The organism is Pseudomonas sp. P1_F1_2 (assembly GCF_056405815.1).
Genome location: NZ_JBFUBK010000045.1, coordinates 14,602 through 33,037, shown reverse-complemented (window position 1 = coordinate 33,037; position 18,436 = coordinate 14,602). Strand labels below are relative to the sequence as shown.

The window sequence follows — 18,436 nt, the reverse complement described above, 5'->3', positions numbered from 1 at the left end:
ATTTGTCATGACTATTGCCAACGATCCCATCGTTATCGTCAGCGCCGTCCGCACCCCGATGGGCGGTTTTCAGGGCGAACTGAAAAGCCTGAGCGCACCGCAACTCGGCGCTGTCGCGATCCGCGCGGCGGTCGAGCGCGCCGGCATCAACGCCGAATCGGTAGAAGAAGTGCTGTTCGGCTGCGTTCTGTCCGCAGGCCTCGGTCAGGCGCCAGCGCGTCAAGCCGCGCTGGGCGCCGGGCTGGATAAATCGACCCGTTGCACCACGCTGAACAAAATGTGCGGTTCGGGCATGGAAGCGGCGATTCTGGCCCACGACATGTTGGTGGCCGGTAGCGCCGACGTGGTGGTGGCGGGCGGCATGGAAAGCATGTCCAACGCGCCGTACCTGCTGGACCGCGCACGTAGCGGTTACCGCATGGGCCACGGTCGGGTGCTTGATCACATGTTCCTCGACGGCCTGGAAGATGCCTACGACAAGGGCCGCTTGATGGGCACCTTCGCCGAGGATTGCGCCGAAACCAACGGCTTCACCCGCGAGGCGCAGGACGCGTTTGCGGTCGCGTCGACCACCCGTGCGCAACAGGCAATCAAGGACGGCAGCTTCAACGCCGAGATCGTCCCGGTGTCGGTGATGGTCGGTAAAGAACAGGTGCTGATCAGCAACGATGAGCAGCCACCGAAAGCCAAGCTGGACAAAATCGCATCATTGAAACCGGCGTTCCGCGATGGCGGTACGGTGACGGCAGCGAACTCCAGTTCCATTTCCGACGGCGCGGCGGCATTGGTGCTGATGCGCCGTTCCGATGCCGAGAAACAAGGGCTGAAACCGCTGGCAGTGATTCACGGCCATGCCGCGTTTGCCGATACGCCGGGCCTGTTCCCGGTGGCGCCGGTGGGCGCGATCAAAAAACTGATGAAGAAAACCGGCTGGTCGCTGGATGAAGTTGAGCTGTTCGAAGTCAACGAAGCCTTCGCCGTGGTCAGTCTGGTGACGATGGCCAAACTGGAAATCCCGCACGAGAAGGTCAACGTTCACGGCGGCGCGTGCGCCTTGGGCCACCCGATCGGCGCATCCGGCGCACGGATCCTGGTGACCTTGCTCTCGGCCCTGCGCCAGAAAGGTCTGAAGCGTGGCGTTGCTGCGATCTGCATCGGCGGCGGTGAAGCCACGGCCATGGCTGTTGAGTGCCTGTTGTAGGAGCACGGCTTGCCGGCGATGGGGACTTTGAGGCCGCCATCGCGAGCAAGCTCAGCTCCTACGGGGCAGGTGGCATAGAAGTAACGTAGGAGCGCGGCTTGCCGGCGATGGGGGCCTTGAAATCGCCATCGCGAGCAAGCTCTGCTCCTACAGGGCTTATATTAAGGATTTGCCATGATTCCCAATGACGACCAACAACAAATTCGCGACATGGCCCGGCAATTCGCCGAGGAACGGCTGAAACCGTTCGCCGCCGAGTGGGACCGCGAACACCGCTTCCCCAAGGAGGCCATCGCTGAGATGGCCGACCTGGGCTTCTTTGGCATGCTGGTGCCTGAGCAGTGGGGCGGTTGCGACACCGGTTACCTGGCCTACGCCATGGCCCTGGAAGAAATCGCGGCCGGCGACGGCGCCTGCTCGACCATCATGAGCGTGCACAACTCGGTCGGTTGCGTGCCGATCCTGCACTACGGCAACGACGACCAGAAAGAGCGCTTCCTCAAGCCCCTGGCCAGCGGAGCGATGCTGGGTGCCTTTGCCCTGACCGAACCGCAGGCCGGTTCCGACGCCAGCGGCCTGAAAACCCGTGCGCGCCTGGAAGGCGATCACTACGTGCTCAACGGCTGCAAACAGTTCATCACCTCCGGGCAGAACGCCGGGGTGGTGATTGTGTTTGCCGTGACTGATCCAAGTGCCGGCAAGCGCGGTATTACCGCATTGATCGTGCCGACCGATTCGCCAGGCTATAAAGTCGCCCGGGTCGAAGACAAACTCGGCCAGCACGCGTCCGACACCTGCCAGATTCTGTTTGAAGACGTGAAAGTGCCGGTGGCCAACCGCTTGGGTGAGGAGGGTGAAGGTTACCGAATCGCCCTGGCCAACCTTGAAGGCGGCCGTGTCGGCATCGCCTCGCAATCGGTGGGCATGGCCCGTGCAGCGTTCGAAGCGGCCCGCGACTACGCCCGTGAGCGCGAGAGTTTCGGCAAACCGATCATCGAACATCAGGCTGTCGCGTTCCGCCTTGCCGACATGGCCACGCAAATTGCCGTGGCCCGGCAGATGGTGCATTACGCAGCGGCTTTGAGGGACAGCGGCAAACCGGCACTGGTCGAAGCCTCCATGGCCAAACTGTTTGCCTCGGAAATGGCTGAAAAAGTCTGCTCTTCGGCGTTGCAAACCCTCGGCGGTTACGGTTACTTGAATGACTTCCCGCTGGAGCGGATTTACCGCGACGTGCGGGTGTGCCAGATCTACGAAGGCACCAGCGATATTCAGCGCATGGTTATTTCGCGCAATCTTTGAGAAGGAGTCCCCTGTGAGCTACGAAACGATTTTGCTGGAAACCCACGGTCGCGTTGGCCTGATTACCCTGAACCGTCCGCAAGCGCTGAACGCGTTGAATGCGCAGATCGTCAGTGAACTGAACCACGCCCTCGATGGCCTGGAAGCCGATTCGAACATCGGCTGCATCGTGCTGACCGGCTCGAAAAAAGCCTTCGCCGCCGGTGCCGACATCAAGGAAATGGCCGAGCTGACCTACCCGCAGATTTACATCGACGACCTGTTCAGCGACAGCGACCGCGTGGCCAACCGCCGCAAGCCGATCATCGCGGCGGTCAATGGTTTTGCCTTGGGTGGTGGCTGTGAATTGGCGCTGATGTGCGACTTCATCCTGGCCGGCGACAACGCCAAATTTGGTCAGCCGGAAATCAACCTCGGCGTGCTGCCAGGCATGGGCGGCACTCAACGCCTGACTCGCGCAGTGGGCAAGGCCAAGGCCATGGAAATGTGCCTGAGCGGGCGTTTGATCGATGCCGTGGAAGCGGAGCGTTGCGGGATCGTCGCACGGATCGTTCCGGCGGATGAACTGTTGGAAGAAGCCCTGAAAGTCGCGGCGCTGATCGCGAAGAAGTCGCTGCCGATTGCAATGATGGTCAAGGAAAGCGTGAACCGCGCGTTTGAAGTGAGCCTGTCCGAAGGCGTGCGCTTTGAGCGTCGCGTGTTCCATGCAGCGTTTGCGACGCAGGATCAGAAAGAAGGGATGGCGGCGTTTATTGCCAAGCGTGAGGCGCAGTTCGTCGGTAAGTAATGCGGCGTTTTCGCTGACGCCATCGCGGGCAAGCCCGGCTCCCACAGGTTTGATCGTTCCCACGCAGAGCGTGGGAACGATCATCTTCACACTAGATAGTTTTTGAGCTCGCGGGCGATCACCATCCGCTGAATCTCGCTCGACCCTTCGTAGATCTGCGTAATTCGCGCATCCCGGTAGTACTTCTCCACCGGATAGTCTTCCAGGTAGCCATAACCGCCATGAATCTGAATGGCGGACGAGCAGACCTTTTCCGCTATTTCCGACGCAAACAGCTTGGCTTGTGACGCCTCCGACAGGCAGGGTTTGCCGGCCGTGCGCAGGCGTGCGGCGTGCAGGATCATCAACCGGGCGGCGTTCAATTGCATGTGCATGTCGGCGAGCATGTTGGCGATGCTCTGGTGTTCATTGATCGTTTTGCCGAACTGCACCCGATCTCGCGAATACGCCAGCGCCGCTTCAAACGCCGCACGAGCAATGCCCAACGCTTGAGCGGCGATGCCGATGCGGCCGCCTTCGAGGTTGGACAGGGCGATGGCCAGGCCTTTGCCGCGTTCGCCCAGCAGGTTCGCTTCGGGGATGGTGCAGTTATTCAGGGTGACCGCGCAGGTGTCCGAGGCACGAATGCCCATCTTGTGTTCGGTGCGATCGACGATGAAACCGGCGGTGTCGGTCGGCACCAGAAAGGCCGAAATGCCGCGTTTGCCCAGGTCCGGGTCAGTTACGGCAAACACAATCGCCAGTTTCGCCCGCTTGCCGTTGCTGACAAATTGCTTGGCGCCGTTGATCACCCACTGACCGTCGCGCAGTTCGGCGCGGGTGCGCAGGTTGTGCGCTTCGGAACCGGCTTGCGGTTCGGTCAGGCAGAAGCAGCCAATGGCCTGGCCGCTGGCCAGATCCGGCAACCACGTCTGTTTCTGTTCTTCAGTGCCGTAATTGAAGACCGGCCCGCAGCCTACCGAGTTGTGGATGCTCATCAGCGCACCGGTCGCGCCGTCGCCAGCGGAAATCTCTTCCACCGCCAAGGCGTAGGCGACGTAGTCGACGTAGGTGCCGCCCCATTCTTCGGGCACCACCATGCCCAGCAGGCCCAGTTCACCCATCTTCGCCACCAGGCCATCGTCAATCCAGCCAGCCTTTTCCCAGGCCTGGGCGTGGGGCGCGATTTCGCCACGGGCAAAGTCCCGGGCCATGTCGCGGATCATGACTTGCTCTTCACTCAATTCGATATCGTGCATGGCTCAGTTCCCGCTCTCATCAAACCCGCTGAAAAAACTCGCGACGTGCTCGGCGTCCAGCGCCTGCAAGGTCGGCGGGTTCCAGCGCGGGCTCTTGTCTTTGTCGATCAGCAACGCGCGCACGCCTTCGATCAGGTCGCCGCGCTCGAACCATTGACGGTCCAGGTGCAGCTCAAGGGCGAAGCAGTTTTCCAGACTCAAGTGCCGACCACGACGCAGCATTTCCAGCGTCACGCCCATGGCCAGCGGCGAACGGCTGTCCAGCAGGTCGGCGGTGGCGAGTGCCCATTCATGGCTGTCGGCAACCGTCACTGTACGCAGTTGCTCAACAATACTCGGCACATCGGGCAGGGCGAAGAAATGGTCGATGGCCGGACGCAAAGCTTTTAGCGGCGCGTCGGGTAATTGCTGCACGGCGAGTGTGGCCAGCAGGTTTTGGAGGTCTTTGAGTGGCGTGTCGTGCCACTTCAGTTGATCGAGCTTTTCGTCCAGCAACGCCAGTTTGGCGCTGTCCAGATACCAGTCGGCCAGACCGCAATAGAGCGCGTCGGCGGCGCGAATCTGCACACCGCTGACACCGAGGTATATCCCCAGCTCGCCCGGAATGCGTGGCAGGAAGTAGCTGCCGCCGACATCCGGGAAATAACCGATGCCCACTTCCGGCATCGCCAGGCGACTTTTCTCGGTGACCACTCGCAGATCGGCGCCTTGCACCAGACCCATGCCGCCACCGAGGACAAAGCCGTCCATCAAGGCCAGTACGGGTTTGCTGTAATGGTGGATGGCGAGGTCGAGAGCGTATTCCTCGACGAAAAAATCCTGATGCAACGTGTCGCCGCTTTTGAAGCTGTCATGCAGCGAGCGAATATCGCCGCCGGCACAGAAAGCCTTTTCACCAGCACCGCGCAAAACCACCGCGTGCACCTGTGAATCCAGCGCCCAGGCGTCGAGCTGACGTTGCAGGTTGCGCACCATGTCCAGGGTCAGGGCGTTGAGGCCGGCGGGGCGATTGAGGGTCAGGTGGCCAATGTGGTTGCGAACCTCGGCCAGCACTTCATTTTGCGTGGGGTCCATGGAGCCAGTCCCCGGAGAAGAAACCTGAGCAGTCATCACTAACTCCCTGCTTTTATTGTTCTTTATAGGATGCTCGCACGCGAGCGATCCCGGATCGTACCAGTGCAAATTTGCCCTGTACAACCCGGAATAATGCAGGTCGTCTTTGCATTAATGCATGGGAGGCATCTAAGGCCGACTGGAAAACACTTCACTGATACTGCGTCGTTTGGCGTGCAACTCGCTGGCATGGATAAGCTGTTCGAGGTCTTCAGGCGTGACGTCGATGAACGCGTCCATGTCCGCCAAGGCCAGTTTCAGATCCTGGGCGGTGATGGCCTGGCTGTCGATGGACGGAGGGCCGGCGGGTAATACGGCTACCGGTTCGGCGGCGCGTTTTGGGTAGCGAATGCGCGTCAGGTTGTTGTAGGCCAGGGCGCAGAACAGCATGGCGCAGGCGCCGAGCATCACCGGGCCGAGGGCTTTCCAGTCCATGGCAATGGTGGCCGGGTCGGCCAACACCAGGAGCAAGGCCAATGCGCCGGCTGGCGGGTGCAGGCAACGCAGCCAGCACATCAACACCAGCGCCATGCCGGCCGCAAGGCAAGCACTGCCCAGCGTGCGACCGAGCACGTGCGCAACCAATAACGAAACGACACCGGCGCTCAAGTAGCCGCCCAGAATCGACCATGGCTGGGCGAGGGCGCCGGAGGAGACGGCGAACAACAACACCGCCGATGCGCCCAGTGGTCCGATCAAATGCAGTGCTACCTCCATGCCGAATACCTGACCGCACAACCAGACGCTGAGCATCGTCCCAAGGGCCATGCCGATGGCGGCGCGGCTCCATTCGGAGGGACGGGTGTTGATGGCGGCGGGCAACCAGCGAGCGAACATGATGAAATCAATCCGAAGACAAAAACGTGAGCAAAAAAAAAGGCTTGGCTGGGATACCCAGAAAGCCCTTGAAGTTGTTCCCACTATTGGGGGAGGAACGGGACACAGTTTGCCGCGCATTCCCGGCACTGACAAATTCATATTAATGAGCTTTCAGTGCACTAATTTTGCAGTATGGAGCCGCGTCGCCCACTCATGAAACACAGGCCGCCGCCCATCGCGGCCAATGCGCCCAGGGCATAGAACATCGTGGGTGCGGGCGTGTGCATCAGCAGGAAACCGCAGATCACCGGGCTCAACGCGCCGCCGAGCGCTGCGAGGTTCTGCGCGCCGTAATAGCTGCCGCGCAGTTCTTCCGGGGCGAGGGTGTCGACGAAGAGGAATTCGGCGGGGTAAATGATTATTTCGCCGAGGGTGAAGATGAACATCGCCACGCACCACGACACCAGACTGTCGGCCAGGCTGAAGCCAATCAACCCGACTATGAACAGGCCGGTGCCACCGACAATCCAGTAGCGCAATTGCTCGCGCTTGAGGAACCGGCCGATCTGGTATTGCAGCAGGATCACGCTGATGGCATTGCAGGCGAGCAGGGCGGCCATGATTTCCATGGTGTGCTTTGGGTTGCTGGTCGCCAGCAGGTACTGCGACAGATAAAAGGTAAAGCGGCCATGCACTACCGTGCTGAGCAAGCAGCCCCCGGTGAACATGATCAGGGTGCGATCGTTTTTCAGGGTGACCAGCGTCTTGAGGAAACTCTGGGCCTGACCGATGAGGGGAGCCGTGCCCGGGTCTTTCGCAATGCCGGTCATCAAGAACATGCTGAAAAAAGCGATGGCCGCCGCAATCAGGAATGGCGCGCTGGCACAAACGCTGGCGATCAACACACCGAGCATCGGCCCGACCGCGTAACCCATGTTGGTCAACGTATAGCTCAAGGAAAATGCCTTGGCGCGCTGGCCCACGGGCAGGTTGTCGCTGAGGATCGCCTTCGAGCCGATCAGGAATAACGATGATGCAGTTTCGGTGACAATTAATGTGAGGGTGGTCAGGTACAGGTTTTCAGCAAAGGTCAGCAGCACCAGGCCGACAGCGCTGGAGAGCATGGCGAGGATCAGCAATCGACGCTTCTCGAAGCGATCGATGATGTAGCCGCCGTAAAGAGAGAGCAGGGTGGCGACGAACACGGCGATACCCAGCAGCAAACCAACGTCTTGTTGGTTGAGGCCAAGCTTGTCGCTCACAAACAGCGTGAGCAAGGGGCTGGTGATGGCGCGGCTGACAACGATGGTCAGCGAGCAGATCAAAAGACGGCGAACAAGCGGAGAGTAAGCGACCACGGTGATGAATATCCCTATTCGATCAAGCCGGTTTCAGCTCGATCGTCGGCGCTACTTTAGCAGTCTCGCGATTGCGCGACTGCCTGAAATCCTCACTGTAAATGCAGCAGCACAAAATCATTCTTGTCGAATCGACCGCTCAGCACCGGTGGCAACGCACCGAATGCAGTGCCTTGCAGCGATTTATAGACGTTCAGGTCCATCATCAACCACGCAGGTCCCTTGAGGCTTTCCAGTTCCTGAGGCGACTCAGTGAAAACCGGATGCAGGTCCTGTTTGATGTTGACCATGAACTTGATGGCCTTGGCGTCTTTACCCATGCCGTGCATAACCAGCGGCGCCGGATCCTTCTGCACCTGTTCAAACACCTCGCGACTGAACGTCCGGGTGTCGTAGAGCTGTCGCTGGACAGGCTCGAATTGCAGGATATAAAACGACCACAGTGCCAGAACCGCACAAAGCGCCAATGTCTGCGCTCGCCATTGCGGGCGCTTGAGTGCCACCAGGGCAACCACTTGCAGCAAGCCAAGAACGACAAACAGCGAAGGGTGATGCGCAACCTGGTCAGGAAATTTTCGCTGCAAGACAACCAAGCCAATAATCAGAAGGCCAGGCATCAGCAACCAAAGACTCTGGATCAACCCCCGCAACCAATGGAACAAGCGCCCATGAGCGACCTGAAACGGGTACGCCGCCACAATCGCCGCCATGGGCAGCATCGGCAGCAGGTAGCGGGCCTTTTTTGCCTGAGGCACGGAAAGGCCGATCATCACGATCAACCCGGCCGCGACGCAGTACTGCACCAGGCGCAATGCCGGGCCAGCCTCCCTCGGGCGTGACAGCACGACGGCAATCAGCACAAGTACGGCCAAGGGCCACGCCAGGGCATAGTTGCCTACCGAGCTGGTGAAGTAATACAGCGCGTCGTTGGAGCCTTCGGTGCCGTCCATGCGTCCCGTGAACTGCATGCGAATCACTTCCTGCAAAAACGCCGGGCCACCACTGACATCCGCCAGCCATAGCAACACGCCAATGCAGGCCACCAGCAGGACCGATGCCAACAGACCGAAGACAAACAGTCTGCGCCATTGGCGATCGAGCAGGAAATAGCTGCAGAGCACGCCGGTGGGAATCACCAGGCCGATAGGCCCGCGAATCCAGAAACCCAGCGCCAGCAAGGCAAAGATCAGCACCCATCGACGCGGCGCGCCAAAATGATCGGCGGCGTAGCCCAGATAAAACACCGCAAACGCTACCGCTGCGAGCATCAAGTCCAGGGACACGGCCCGGGCTTCGGTAATGAAGGTGAAGGTCAGCAGCATCATGGCGATGCTCAACACCGCCCAACGCGTGGAATAGGGCGCCAGCAGGCGGTACATCAATGTCACGATGACCGCTGCGGCGATAGCGCTCGGGAGCCATGCGCTCAGGCTGTTGACCTGCCCGAAAGGCAAGGAAAGCAGCCAGATAAACACGGTCGACAGCCCCGAGTAATCGGCATAGGGCTGGCCATAGGTCGTCGGAAAAAACGACGGCCCGTTGCGCAGCATCTCCTGGGCGAACAGCACAAAGCGCGAATCGAAACCGATGGCCGCCTGGTGAGACATCCCGGCACAGAACAACAACAGCGCCAACAGCCCGAACGCCAGGGACTGTTGGCGGATGCGTGGGTACATGGCGATTACGCGTCCACGGCGTTGCTGGACCATTGCTGATACGGAATCGGCAGGTTGCGCGATTCGCCACGGCCCATCGGGAAGTACTTGAAGCCGTTGCGTGCCATACGGTCTGCGTCGTACAGGTTACGGCCGTCGAAAATCACTGGTGCGTTCAGGCGCTGCTGGATCAGGTCGAAGTCTGGCGCCTTGAACTGTTGCCATTCGGTGCAGACGATCAGTGCGTCGGCACCGGTCAATACCGATTCCGGCGTGCCCATGAGCATCAGCTTCGATTCATTCGGATAGAGCTTTTGAGTTTCCTGCATGGCTTCCGGGTCGAAAGCCCGCACATTGGCGCCCGCAGCCCATAGCGATTCCAGCAGTACCCGGCTCGGCGCATCGCGCATGTCATCGGTGTTGGGTTTGAACGCCAGGCCCCATACGGCAAAGGTCTTGCCCCGCAGATCACCGCGATAGAACGCCTTGACCCGTTCGAACAGCTTGTGCTTCTGGCGCTCGTTGATGGCTTCCACCGCTTGCAGCAGGTCGCTGGAACAGTGCGCTTCCTGGGCGCTGTGAATCAGCGCGCGCATGTCTTTGGGGAAACACGAACCGCCATAACCGCAGCCGGGGTAGATGAAGTGGTAACCGATACGCGAGTCGGCGCCGATGCCCAGGCGCACCGATTCGATGTCGGCGCCCAGGTGCTCGGCCAGTTCGGCGATCTGGTTGATGAAGCTGATCTTGGTCGCCAGCATGCAGTTGGCGGCGTATTTGGTCAGCTCGGCGCTGCGCAGGTCCATGAACATGACACGGTCGTGGTTGCGGTTGAACGGTGCATAGAGGTCGCGCATGACTTCGCGGACTTCGTCACGTTCACAGCCAATGATGATCCGGTCCGGGCGCCGGCAGTCGGCCACGGCCGAGCCTTCTTTGAGAAATTCGGGGTTGGAGACGATATCGAACTGCAAATCGCGGCCGATCTTCGCAAGGCATTTGTCGATATGCGCGCGCAATGCGTCGCCGGTGCCTACCGGTACCGTGGATTTCTCCACCAGAATCGCCGGCTGTTCGCGATGGCGTGCTACCGCATCGCCCACCGACATCACGTAGCTCAGGTCCGCCGAGCCATCGTCCTGGGACGGTGTACCCACCGCAATGAACAGGACCTGGCCATGTTGCACGGCGAATTTTTCATCGCTGGTGAATTGCAGGCGTTTGGCGTCCAGGCTTTCGCGCACCAGGCTGGCCAGCCCCGGTTCGAAAATGCTGACATGGCCTTGTTGCAGCAATTCGACTTTTTTCTCGTCAATGTCCATGCAGACCACGTCGTGGCCGACTTCAGCCAGGACGGCCGCTTGCACCAGACCAACGTAACCACTACCAAATACACTGATTTTCATGAAGCACTCCTGATTTCGGGCGCGCGAACTGAACGAGAGTTAATGACGATGACCCCGAGCATGACCAAAGCCACCCCGACGGTCTTTGAAAGACTGAATGATTCGTTGAACACTGGCAGGCTGGCGGCCAGCAAGTACACCAGCGCGTAGCTGATGCTCAGCAGCGAATAGGCCCGGCCCAGCGGCACGTCACGCAGGGCGGCCAGCCAGCAGAGCATCGAGAGGGCGTAGGCCACAATCGCGCTCAGCACGACCGCCACCGCGACCAGATCGATGCTGGAAGACAACACGTTTTCCGGAGACGGCAGGCGCGTCATGCTCCAGCGCATGCCCAATTGCGCGGCGCTGACCAGCAGCACGCTGCCCATGGCGAAGGTGATTCCGCGACGCAGGCTCATGCGTGTTGCCCCAGCAGAACCACGCCACCGATCACCAGTGCCACCCCGAACCAGTGCTGGCGGTCGATCGTTTCATGGAAAACAAAACGGGCGACCAGCGTGACCAACACAAAGTTGAGGCTGAGCATCGGGTAGGCAATGCCGACTTCAAGGCGCTGCAACACCAGCAGCCAAACCAGCAAGCCCAACCCCAACGAGACAAGCGCCAGCCACAACCACGGCGAGCGCAGCTTGTCGGCCCATCCCGAGGTCTGGCCACGCCAGCTCTCTACGGCGTATTTCTGAGCAATCTGTCCCAGGCATGTCAGTAGGCACGCAACCAGTACCAACAGCAGGCTCACGGTGCCTCCTTAGGGAAAATCAGAATGACGAGGTTGCCTTGTTCATAGCGTTTACCGTCCTTGGGCAACAGATCGATTTCCTGCAATTCCTCGTCACCCTTCACCCGCATGACCACACCGACCGAGCCGCTTCGGCGGGCGTCGCTCATCCACTGCTGAACCTGGCCGACAGTGACCAGCTTCTGTGCCGAGTCAGGGTAGGCAAGACCGTATTTCAATTCGCCTATCGTGTTGTACAGCGCCACGTCCGGGTGCTTCATGCGCCAGGCCAGCGCGGAAGCGGCGCCGAGATCGTTGCTCAACAGTTTGTCGGTCTGTGCCAGCTCATCCATGTGATGGAGGATGAATTGGTCGGGCGTCTTGTTGGCGACCACCGAATTGGGCAAGCCGGCCGGAATCAAACCGATCAGCAGCAGACTGCCAAATGCCGGTGCGGCCCAGCATTGCAACGGTCTAAAGGCTTGCAGCAGGTTGGCCATGATCCAGCCAATCAAACCGATGAACACCAACACCAGGTTGTGCAGTTCATGGTCATACAGCGGCTTTTTCAGTTGCAGGTAGACCAGGGCAATCAGGGTGACCAGGCCCAGCACCAGGTTCAGCAAGCCGTTGATGCCCAGCAGGCGACCCTGTTCCAGCTTCAATCGGTCGGCCAGTGCGTTCCCCAGCAGCAGGGCCAAGGGCAGCAGGCACGGCAGTATGTAACTCGGCAATTTGCCTTTGCTGATGCTGAAAAACACCAGCGGCATGACCATCCACAGCAACAGGAAACCGATGCTGGCCTGGCGACGGGTTTGCCAGGCCTGTTTCAGCGCCGATGGCAGCAACGCTACCCACGGCAAGCTGAAGGCGACCAACAGCGGCAGGTAGTACCACCACGGCTCGCTATGTTGAGCGTCGTCGCCGGCAAAGCGGCGAATGTGCTCGTGCCAGAAGAAGAACCGCCAGTAATCGGGCTCCTGCGAGTGAACGGCCAACACCCACGGCAGGCTCACCACAATGGCCACGACAATCGCAACCGGGCCGTAGATCAGCAGTTCTTTCCAGCGTTTTTGCCAAATCATGTAGGGCAGGGCCACCAGCACCGGCAGCAACCAGGCGAGGAACCCCTTGGTCATGAAGCCCATGCCGCAGGCCAGTCCCAGAACTGCCCAGCCGAACAGTCGCTGACGGCCGACGCTGTCCAGGGCAAACCACAGGCCGACCACGCTCAGGTTGACCCAAAAGGTGAATTGCGGATCCAGGTTGGCATACCCGGCATGACCGGCGATGACGCTGAAACTCATGTACAGCAGTGCGCAGGCAAAACTCTTGCGCGGATCGTTCCACAGTCGGCGGGCGATCAGGAAACACAGCAACACGCTCAGGCCCATGCTCAGCGCCGAGGCAAACCGAACGCCAAACAGGTTCTGACCAAACAGCGCCTGGCTGGCAGCGATCATCCAGTAACCAGCCGCCGGTTTTTCGAAATAGCGCACGCTCATGAAATGCGGCGATACCCAATTGCCGCTCAGGAGCATGTCCTGACTGATCTGCGCGTAGCGGGTTTCGTCTGGAATCCACAAGCCATGGGTACCCAGTGGCAGCAGATACGCCAAGGCGAAAAGGACCAGCAATAGGGGAAGAGCCCAGCGTTTGCTCATGCGCCTTGCACTCCCAGCCAGCCTTCGCGGCCGTCAAGGGCACCACGTAGCACACGTCCTGTGGGCAAGGTGTTGAGAGCGTCCGGGAGCAGATCGCCCAAGGGCTGGAAATGAATGTCACGCTGGCGTGCATCGGCCAGCAGCTGACGGAAATCGTTGGCCATCAGAATCCCTTCTACTTCTGCATGAATGGTGTAGACATTGAGTTGTTCAGGGGTAAAGCGATCAAGAATGAAGGCGTTGAAGTCATTGGCGGCGACCGTCGGGCCGACCACCTCGTCGAAGGTCGGCAAGTCCACCGGTATCTGAGGTGCACCTAAACCACCACCGGCCAGGATCGGCTGAAACAGACTCTGTCCGCGACAATCGCTGTTGTAGCGAAAGCCGAACGTCTCTTTGGCTTCGATCACACGCTCGTCCGCGCGCCAACCGGCAGCGGCTGAACAGTCGACCTTTTGCCCAAGGATGTCGCTGAGCGTGTCGACGCCCCGGCGGATCTGTTCGATCAACTGTGCGTCGCTCCAGCGTCCGGCGTTGGCCTGCCAGCCATGGTGATCCCAAGCGTGCAGGCCGACTTCATGCCCGGCAGCCTGGGCCTGGCGCATCAAATGCCCCAGGTCACGGCCGATCGGTTTGCCTGGCCAGGCGGTGCCGGCTAGCAAAATATCCCAGCCGTACAGCCCGGCAGCATTGGAACGGAGCATTTTCCAGAGGAATTGCGGACGGATCAGGCGCCACAAGTGGCGCCCCATGTTGTCCGGTCCGACACTGAAGAAAAACGTCGCCTTGACTTGCGCTTCATCGAGGAGTTCCAGCAGCCGGGGCACCCCCTCACGGGTGCCTCGGTAGGTGTCGACATCGATTCGAAGGCCTGCCTGCATTAACGCTTGTCCGCGATTTCGAGCATGGCTTCACGCAGGAAGAAGTCCAGCGTGTTGCCAATGGTCTCGCTCATTTCCACCGTTGGCGTCCAGTCCAGCAGGCGCTTGGCGTTGGCGATGCTCGGTTTGCGGTGGGACACGTCCTGGTAACCGGTGCCGTAGAACGCCTTGCTCTCGATGTCGCGGAAACCGGCGAACGGAGGGAAGTTGCTGCGCAGCGGGTGAGCTTCGAACTGACGCAGCAGCTCTTCGCCCAGTTGACGGATGCTGGCCTCGTTTTCCGGGTTGCCGATGTTGATGATCTGGCCGTTGCAGACATCGTTGTCGTTGTCGATGATGCGTGCCAGCGCTTCAACACCGTCAGCAATGTCGGTGAAGCAGCGTTTTTGCTCGCCGCCGTCGAACAGGCGAATCGGCGTGCCTTCCACCAGGTTCAGGATCAGCTGGGTAATGGCGCGGGAGCTGCCGATACGAGCCGAATCCAGACGGTCCAGACGTGGACCCATCCAGTTGAATGGACGGAACAGGGTGAAGTTCAAGCCTTTCTGGCCGTAGGCCCAGATCACGCGGTCAAGCAGTTGCTTGGAGACCGAGTAGATCCAGCGTTGCTTGTTGATCGGGCCGACGACGAGGTTGGAGGTGTCTTCGTCGAAGTTCGGGTCCTGGCACATGCCATAGACTTCCGAGGTCGACGGGAAGATCACGCGCTTGTTGTATTTGACGCAGTAGCGAACCAGTTTCAGGTTTTCTTCGAAGTCCAGTTCGAATACGCGCAGCGGGTTGCGGGTGTATTCGATTGGCGTGGCAATCGCCACCAGCGGCAGGACCACGTCGCACTTCTTGATGTGATACTCGATCCACTCGGAGTGAATGCTGATATCGCCTTCGACGAAGTGGAAGTTCGGGTGGCTGCGCAGGCGCTCGATAGCGTCCGAGCCGATGTCCAGGCCATAAACCTCATAGCGGTCGTCACGCAGCAGGCGCTCGGACAAGTGATTGCCGATGAAGCCGTTGACGCCCAGGATCAGCACGCGGGTACGGCGTGGTGCACGACCGGATTCGGCACCGCGCAGTACGGAGCCGTCGACCAGGCCCAATTCGTTGGCCAGTTGCGGGCCGCTCAGGTAAAGACCGTTGTCATTGCGCTGACCGGCGGTGATCACCAGCGAGTCTTCGCCGCAAGCGATGCGCAGAGGGTCGACGCTGATGACGCGACCCGGCGCCAGGCCTTCATTGCCCTTGGCTACTTCAGCATTCCAGACGATCAGCTTGTGCTCGCCCACGTCGCAGAAAGCGCCCGGGTAAGGTTGGGTCACGGCGCGGACCAGGTTGAACAGTTCTTCTGCCGGCTTTTTCCAGAACAGCTTGCCATCGGCAGGTGTGCGGCGACCAAACACCGTGGCTTTGGATTCGTCCTGGGCCGTTTCGGTGACTTTGCCTTGCAGCAAGGCGGGCAGGGTGTCGCGCAGCAGGTCGGTGGCGGCCAGGCGCAACTTGCCGTGCAGGGTCAGGGCGGTATCGCTGCGCTCGATGGCAACTTTTTGCTGGGCGATGATCGCGCCTGCGTCGGCGCGCTTGACCATACGGTGCAAGGTCACGCCGGTTTCGGTTTCACCGTTCACCAGTACCCAGTTGGCCGGCGCGCGGCCACGGTAGCTTGGCAGCAACGAACCGTGCAGGTTGAATGCGCCTTTGCGGGCGGTGGCCAGCAGCGGTTCGGTCAGCAGGTTGCGGTAGTAGAACGAGAACAGGTAATCCGGGTCGAGTTTGGCGATGCGCTCGATCCACAGCGGATGGTTGGCGTCTTCAGGGGCATGAACCGGGATGCCTTTTCGAGCACACAACTGGGCAACGGAACCGTAGAAGGCGTTTTCTTTGGGATCATCGGCATGAGTAAACACGGCGGCAATTTCAATGCCGGACGCAAGCAGGGATTCGATACCGGCACAGCCAATATCGTGGTAGGCGAAGACAACAGCTTTTGCACTCATGAGAGAACCTGATCTGAAGAAGTGGAAGTGAGACCGTCAACGGTGACAACGGGGGCGGGCGCGGCGGGTTGGCTGCGCAAGACTTTTTCGACAAAGAAACGAGGGCGGGCACGGACATCGCTGTACATGCGTCCCAGGTACTCGCCCAACAGTCCCATGCCGATGAATTGCCCACCGGTGAACACGAACAGCACGGCAAACAGTACAAACGAACCGTCGCCGGCCCATTCAGCGCCAAACACCAGGCGCAAGAAAATCAATGTCATGGCAAACAGCACACCCAGACCGGCCATGGCGAAGCCGATGATGCTCAGCAGGCGCAATGGCGTGGTGGTCATGCAGGTAATCAGGTCGAACATCAGGTTGACCAGGCGCATGGGGCTGTACTTGGATTCGCCGTGTTCACGTTCGGCATGCATCACCAGGATTTCCGTGGTGTGCCGGGCAAAACTGTTGGCCAGGATCGGGATGAAGGTGCTGCGTTCGCGGCAGGCCAGCATCGCGTCGACGATGGTGCGGCGGTAAGCACGCAGCATGCAGCCGTAATCGCTCATGGCAACGCCGGTCGAGCGCTGAACGGCGAGGTTGATCAGCTTCGAAGGCCAGCGGCGCAGGGCCGAGTCCTGACGGTTGTTGCGCACCGTGGCGACCACGTCATAACCGAGTTCGGCCTGGGCCACCAGTCGCGGAATTTCTTCAGGCGGGTTTTGCAGGTCGGCATCGAGGGTGATGACGACATCACCTTTGCAATGCTCGAAGCCCGCCATGATTGCAGCGTGTTGGCCGTAGTTGCGGTTGAGAATGACCGCGACCACTTTGCTGCCTTCGCGATTGGTAGCGTCCTCGAGGATTTGCGCCGAATCGTCGCGGCTGCCGTCATCCACCAACACGATTTCGTATTCATGGTGCAACTGCTCACACGCCGCTTCAGTACGTCGAAGCAACTCGGGCAGGCTGTCTTGCTCGTTGTAGACCGGGATAACAACCGATACGCAATTGATTGGGTAAGGTTTCACTGAGCTCTGTCCATAACGTTTTCAATGGCATCGACCACACGATTGACATCATCGTTGGTCATGTCCGGGAACAAGGGAATCGAACATAGCCGCGCCGAGTTCCATTCGGTGTTGGGCAAATAAATGTTCGGGAAACGCTGACGATAATACGTGTGCAGGTGTGTGGCTATAAAGTGGATGCCGGTGCCGATGTTTTGCTCCTGCAAACCCTTCATGAACGCTTCACGGTCCAGCCCGCAGCGCTCGGGATCGATGCGCAGGATGAACAGGTGCCAGGCGTGTTGTTGCGGGTAGGTCGGCACCGCGAGCGGCTGCACGGCGCTGCCTTCCAGGCGTTGCAGGTACGTGCGTGCCAGTTCGGTGCGTTTGGCGTTGATGTCGTCCAGGCGCTCCAGCTGTACCAGTGCGATGGCGGCATTGATGTCGGCCAGGTTGTATTTGAAACCCGGCTCCATCACCTGTGCCTGAGGTTTGCGGCCGTGAGTCATGCGGTCGTAAGCATCGACGCCGAGGCCATGAAACTTGAGCATGCGCACCCGGCTGGCCAGCGCTTCGTCGTCGGTGACGAACATCGCACCCTCGGCGCAGGTCATGTTCTTGATGGCGTGGAACGAGAAGATGGCCGTGCCTGTCGAGCCGACGTGTCGACCTTTGTAGAAGGTGCCGGCGGCGTGGGCGGCATCTTCGATGACGGCGATACCGTGTTTGTCGGCCAACGCATAGAGCGGGTCGAGATCGAAGGCAGCGCCGGCGTAGTGCACCGGAATGATGGCCTTGGTGCGCGGGGTGATGGCCGCCTCGATGCTGGTGGCATCACTCATCAGTGTGTCGCGGTCAACGTCGACGAACACTGGCGTGGCGCCCAGCAGGCAGATCATGTTGGCGGTGGACACCCATGTCTGGGACGGGGTAATGACTTCGTCGCCCGGACCAATGCCCAGTGCCAGCAAGGTGATGTGCATGCCACCGGTGGCCGAAGAAAGTGCAACGGCATGCCGGCAGCCAACATAGTTGGCGAATTGCTCTTCCAATTGCTGGTTTTTCGGCCCGGTAGTGATCCAGCCGGAGCGCAATACTTGCTCTACGGCTGCAATTTCTTCATCGCCGATACTCGGGCGGGAGAAGGGGAGAAACGCCTGACTCATGGGCACCTCGGGCTGAAATGAACGGACATAAATACCGGATGTGTTGGATCCAAGGCAAGCGTAGACGATAAAAAATTAGCTGCTTCAATCAGTTACCGAAACTGCGTGATAAACCGCATCAATTGACTTTTTTTGTTCCGGT

At 59.9% G+C, this 18,436-nt stretch carries 16 protein-coding genes; 3 read left to right on the top strand and 13 right to left on the bottom strand.

Annotated elements, in window-relative coordinates; translation table 11 throughout:
* The first annotated feature begins 7 nt into the window (after positions 1-7).
* The 3 genes from AC1D2P_RS15380 to AC1D2P_RS15370 all read left to right on the top strand — a co-directional run bounded on the left by AC1D2P_RS15380 (position 8) and on the right by AC1D2P_RS15370 (position 3,290).
* The gene (locus AC1D2P_RS15380) at positions 8-1,201 is read left to right on the top strand and encodes an acetyl-CoA C-acyltransferase (RefSeq protein WP_109784798.1); all 1,194 of its coding nucleotides are present in this window, start codon (positions 8-10) and stop codon (positions 1,199-1,201) included.
* Between the two features lie 174 nt (positions 1,202-1,375).
* Positions 1,376-2,503, top strand: a complete 1,128-nt coding sequence (locus AC1D2P_RS15375; protein ID WP_046027328.1) for an acyl-CoA dehydrogenase — start codon at positions 1,376-1,378, stop codon at positions 2,501-2,503.
* A gap of 13 nt (positions 2,504-2,516) precedes the next feature.
* Positions 2,517-3,290 carry an enoyl-CoA hydratase gene (locus AC1D2P_RS15370; protein WP_077430195.1) on the top strand — a complete coding sequence of 258 codons (774 nt, stop codon included), beginning with the start codon at positions 2,517-2,519 and terminating at the stop codon, positions 3,288-3,290.
* Positions 3,291-3,376: 86 nt separating this feature from the next.
* Here the strand turns inward: AC1D2P_RS15370 and AC1D2P_RS15365 are convergent, their stop codons facing one another.
* From AC1D2P_RS15365 to arnB, 13 genes are all read right to left on the bottom strand, one after another.
* Entirely contained in the window at positions 3,377-4,528 is a 1,152-nt protein-coding gene (locus tag AC1D2P_RS15365) for an acyl-CoA dehydrogenase family protein (RefSeq protein WP_077430194.1), read from the bottom strand.
* A 3-nt stretch (positions 4,529-4,531) separates the two neighbouring features.
* Positions 4,532-5,638 (bottom strand): enoyl-CoA hydratase/isomerase family protein, encoded by a 1,107-nt coding sequence (locus AC1D2P_RS15360; RefSeq protein WP_477757309.1) that lies wholly within the window; start codon positions 5,636-5,638, stop codon positions 4,532-4,534.
* A gap of 132 nt (positions 5,639-5,770) precedes the next feature.
* Positions 5,771-6,478 carry an HPP family protein gene (locus AC1D2P_RS15355; RefSeq protein WP_223525304.1) on the bottom strand — a complete coding sequence of 236 codons (708 nt, stop codon included), beginning with the start codon at positions 6,476-6,478 and terminating at the stop codon, positions 5,771-5,773.
* A gap of 161 nt (positions 6,479-6,639) precedes the next feature.
* Complete coding sequence (locus AC1D2P_RS15350) at positions 6,640-7,818, bottom strand: MFS transporter (protein WP_109784801.1); 1,179 nt, start codon at positions 7,816-7,818, stop codon at positions 6,640-6,642.
* 92 nt (positions 7,819-7,910) lie between these two features.
* Positions 7,911-9,494, bottom strand: coding sequence for an ArnT family glycosyltransferase (locus tag AC1D2P_RS15345; protein WP_109784802.1), 1,584 nt, complete (start codon positions 9,492-9,494; stop codon positions 7,911-7,913).
* A gap of 5 nt (positions 9,495-9,499) precedes the next feature.
* A complete protein-coding gene (locus AC1D2P_RS15340; protein ID WP_109784803.1) occupies positions 9,500-10,879 on the bottom strand; it encodes a UDP-glucose dehydrogenase family protein in 1,380 nt (459 codons plus the stop codon).
* Positions 10,876-11,277 carry a 4-amino-4-deoxy-L-arabinose-phosphoundecaprenol flippase subunit ArnF gene (arnF, locus tag AC1D2P_RS15335; protein WP_109784804.1) on the bottom strand — a complete coding sequence of 134 codons (402 nt, stop codon included), beginning with the start codon at positions 11,275-11,277 and terminating at the stop codon, positions 10,876-10,878. The genes AC1D2P_RS15340 and arnF overlap by 4 nt, the downstream gene beginning before the upstream one ends.
* The gene (gene arnE, locus AC1D2P_RS15330; RefSeq protein WP_109784805.1) at positions 11,274-11,618 is read right to left on the bottom strand and encodes a 4-amino-4-deoxy-L-arabinose-phosphoundecaprenol flippase subunit ArnE; all 345 of its coding nucleotides are present in this window, start codon (positions 11,616-11,618) and stop codon (positions 11,274-11,276) included. The genes arnF and arnE overlap by 4 nt, the downstream gene beginning before the upstream one ends.
* Complete coding sequence (gene arnT, locus AC1D2P_RS15325) at positions 11,615-13,261, bottom strand: lipid IV(A) 4-amino-4-deoxy-L-arabinosyltransferase (protein ID WP_477757310.1); 1,647 nt, start codon at positions 13,259-13,261, stop codon at positions 11,615-11,617. Before arnT ends, arnE begins: the two co-directional genes overlap by 4 nt.
* A complete protein-coding gene (arnD, locus tag AC1D2P_RS15320) occupies positions 13,258-14,142 on the bottom strand; it encodes a 4-deoxy-4-formamido-L-arabinose-phosphoundecaprenol deformylase (RefSeq protein ID WP_109784807.1) in 885 nt (294 codons plus the stop codon). The genes arnT and arnD overlap by 4 nt, the downstream gene beginning before the upstream one ends.
* Positions 14,142-16,133: a bifunctional UDP-4-amino-4-deoxy-L-arabinose formyltransferase/UDP-glucuronic acid oxidase ArnA gene (gene arnA / locus AC1D2P_RS15315; RefSeq protein ID WP_109784808.1), complete on the bottom strand. Its 1,992-nt coding sequence runs from the start codon at positions 16,131-16,133 to the stop codon at positions 14,142-14,144. Before arnA ends, arnD begins: the two co-directional genes overlap by 1 nt.
* Entirely contained in the window at positions 16,130-17,149 is a 1,020-nt protein-coding gene (gene arnC / locus AC1D2P_RS15310; protein WP_477757311.1) for an undecaprenyl-phosphate 4-deoxy-4-formamido-L-arabinose transferase, read from the bottom strand. The genes arnA and arnC overlap by 4 nt, the downstream gene beginning before the upstream one ends.
* Positions 17,146-18,294 carry a UDP-4-amino-4-deoxy-L-arabinose aminotransferase gene (arnB, locus tag AC1D2P_RS15305; protein ID WP_109784810.1) on the bottom strand — a complete coding sequence of 383 codons (1,149 nt, stop codon included), beginning with the start codon at positions 18,292-18,294 and terminating at the stop codon, positions 17,146-17,148. The genes arnC and arnB overlap by 4 nt, the downstream gene beginning before the upstream one ends.
* Positions 18,295-18,436: the final 142 nt, after the last annotated feature.

Coding starts and splice junctions, on each gene's coding strand:
- AC1D2P_RS15365 (WP_077430194.1), bottom strand. CDS start 4,528: ATGCACGATATCGAATTGAGTGAAGAGCAAGTCATGATCCGCGACATG.
- arnF (WP_109784804.1), bottom strand. CDS start 11,277: ATGAGCCTGCGTCGCGGAATCACCTTCGCCATGGGCAGCGTGCTGCTG.
- AC1D2P_RS15340 (WP_109784803.1), bottom strand. CDS start 10,879: ATGAAAATCAGTGTATTTGGTAGTGGTTACGTTGGTCTGGTGCAAGCG.
- AC1D2P_RS15380 (WP_109784798.1), top strand. CDS start 8: ATGACTATTGCCAACGATCCCATCGTTATCGTCAGCGCCGTCCGCACC.
- arnA (WP_109784808.1), bottom strand. CDS start 16,133: ATGAGTGCAAAAGCTGTTGTCTTCGCCTACCACGATATTGGCTGTGCC.
- AC1D2P_RS15375 (WP_046027328.1), top strand. CDS start 1,376: ATGATTCCCAATGACGACCAACAACAAATTCGCGACATGGCCCGGCAA.
- AC1D2P_RS15355 (WP_223525304.1), bottom strand. CDS start 6,478: ATGTTCGCTCGCTGGTTGCCCGCCGCCATCAACACCCGTCCCTCCGAA.
- arnD (WP_109784807.1), bottom strand. CDS start 14,142: ATGCAGGCAGGCCTTCGAATCGATGTCGACACCTACCGAGGCACCCGT.
- arnT (WP_477757310.1), bottom strand. CDS start 13,261: ATGAGCAAACGCTGGGCTCTTCCCCTATTGCTGGTCCTTTTCGCCTTG.
- AC1D2P_RS15345 (WP_109784802.1), bottom strand. CDS start 9,494: ATGTACCCACGCATCCGCCAACAGTCCCTGGCGTTCGGGCTGTTGGCG.
- arnB (WP_109784810.1), bottom strand. CDS start 18,294: ATGAGTCAGGCGTTTCTCCCCTTCTCCCGCCCGAGTATCGGCGATGAA.
- AC1D2P_RS15360 (WP_477757309.1), bottom strand. CDS start 5,638: ATGACTGCTCAGGTTTCTTCTCCGGGGACTGGCTCCATGGACCCCACG.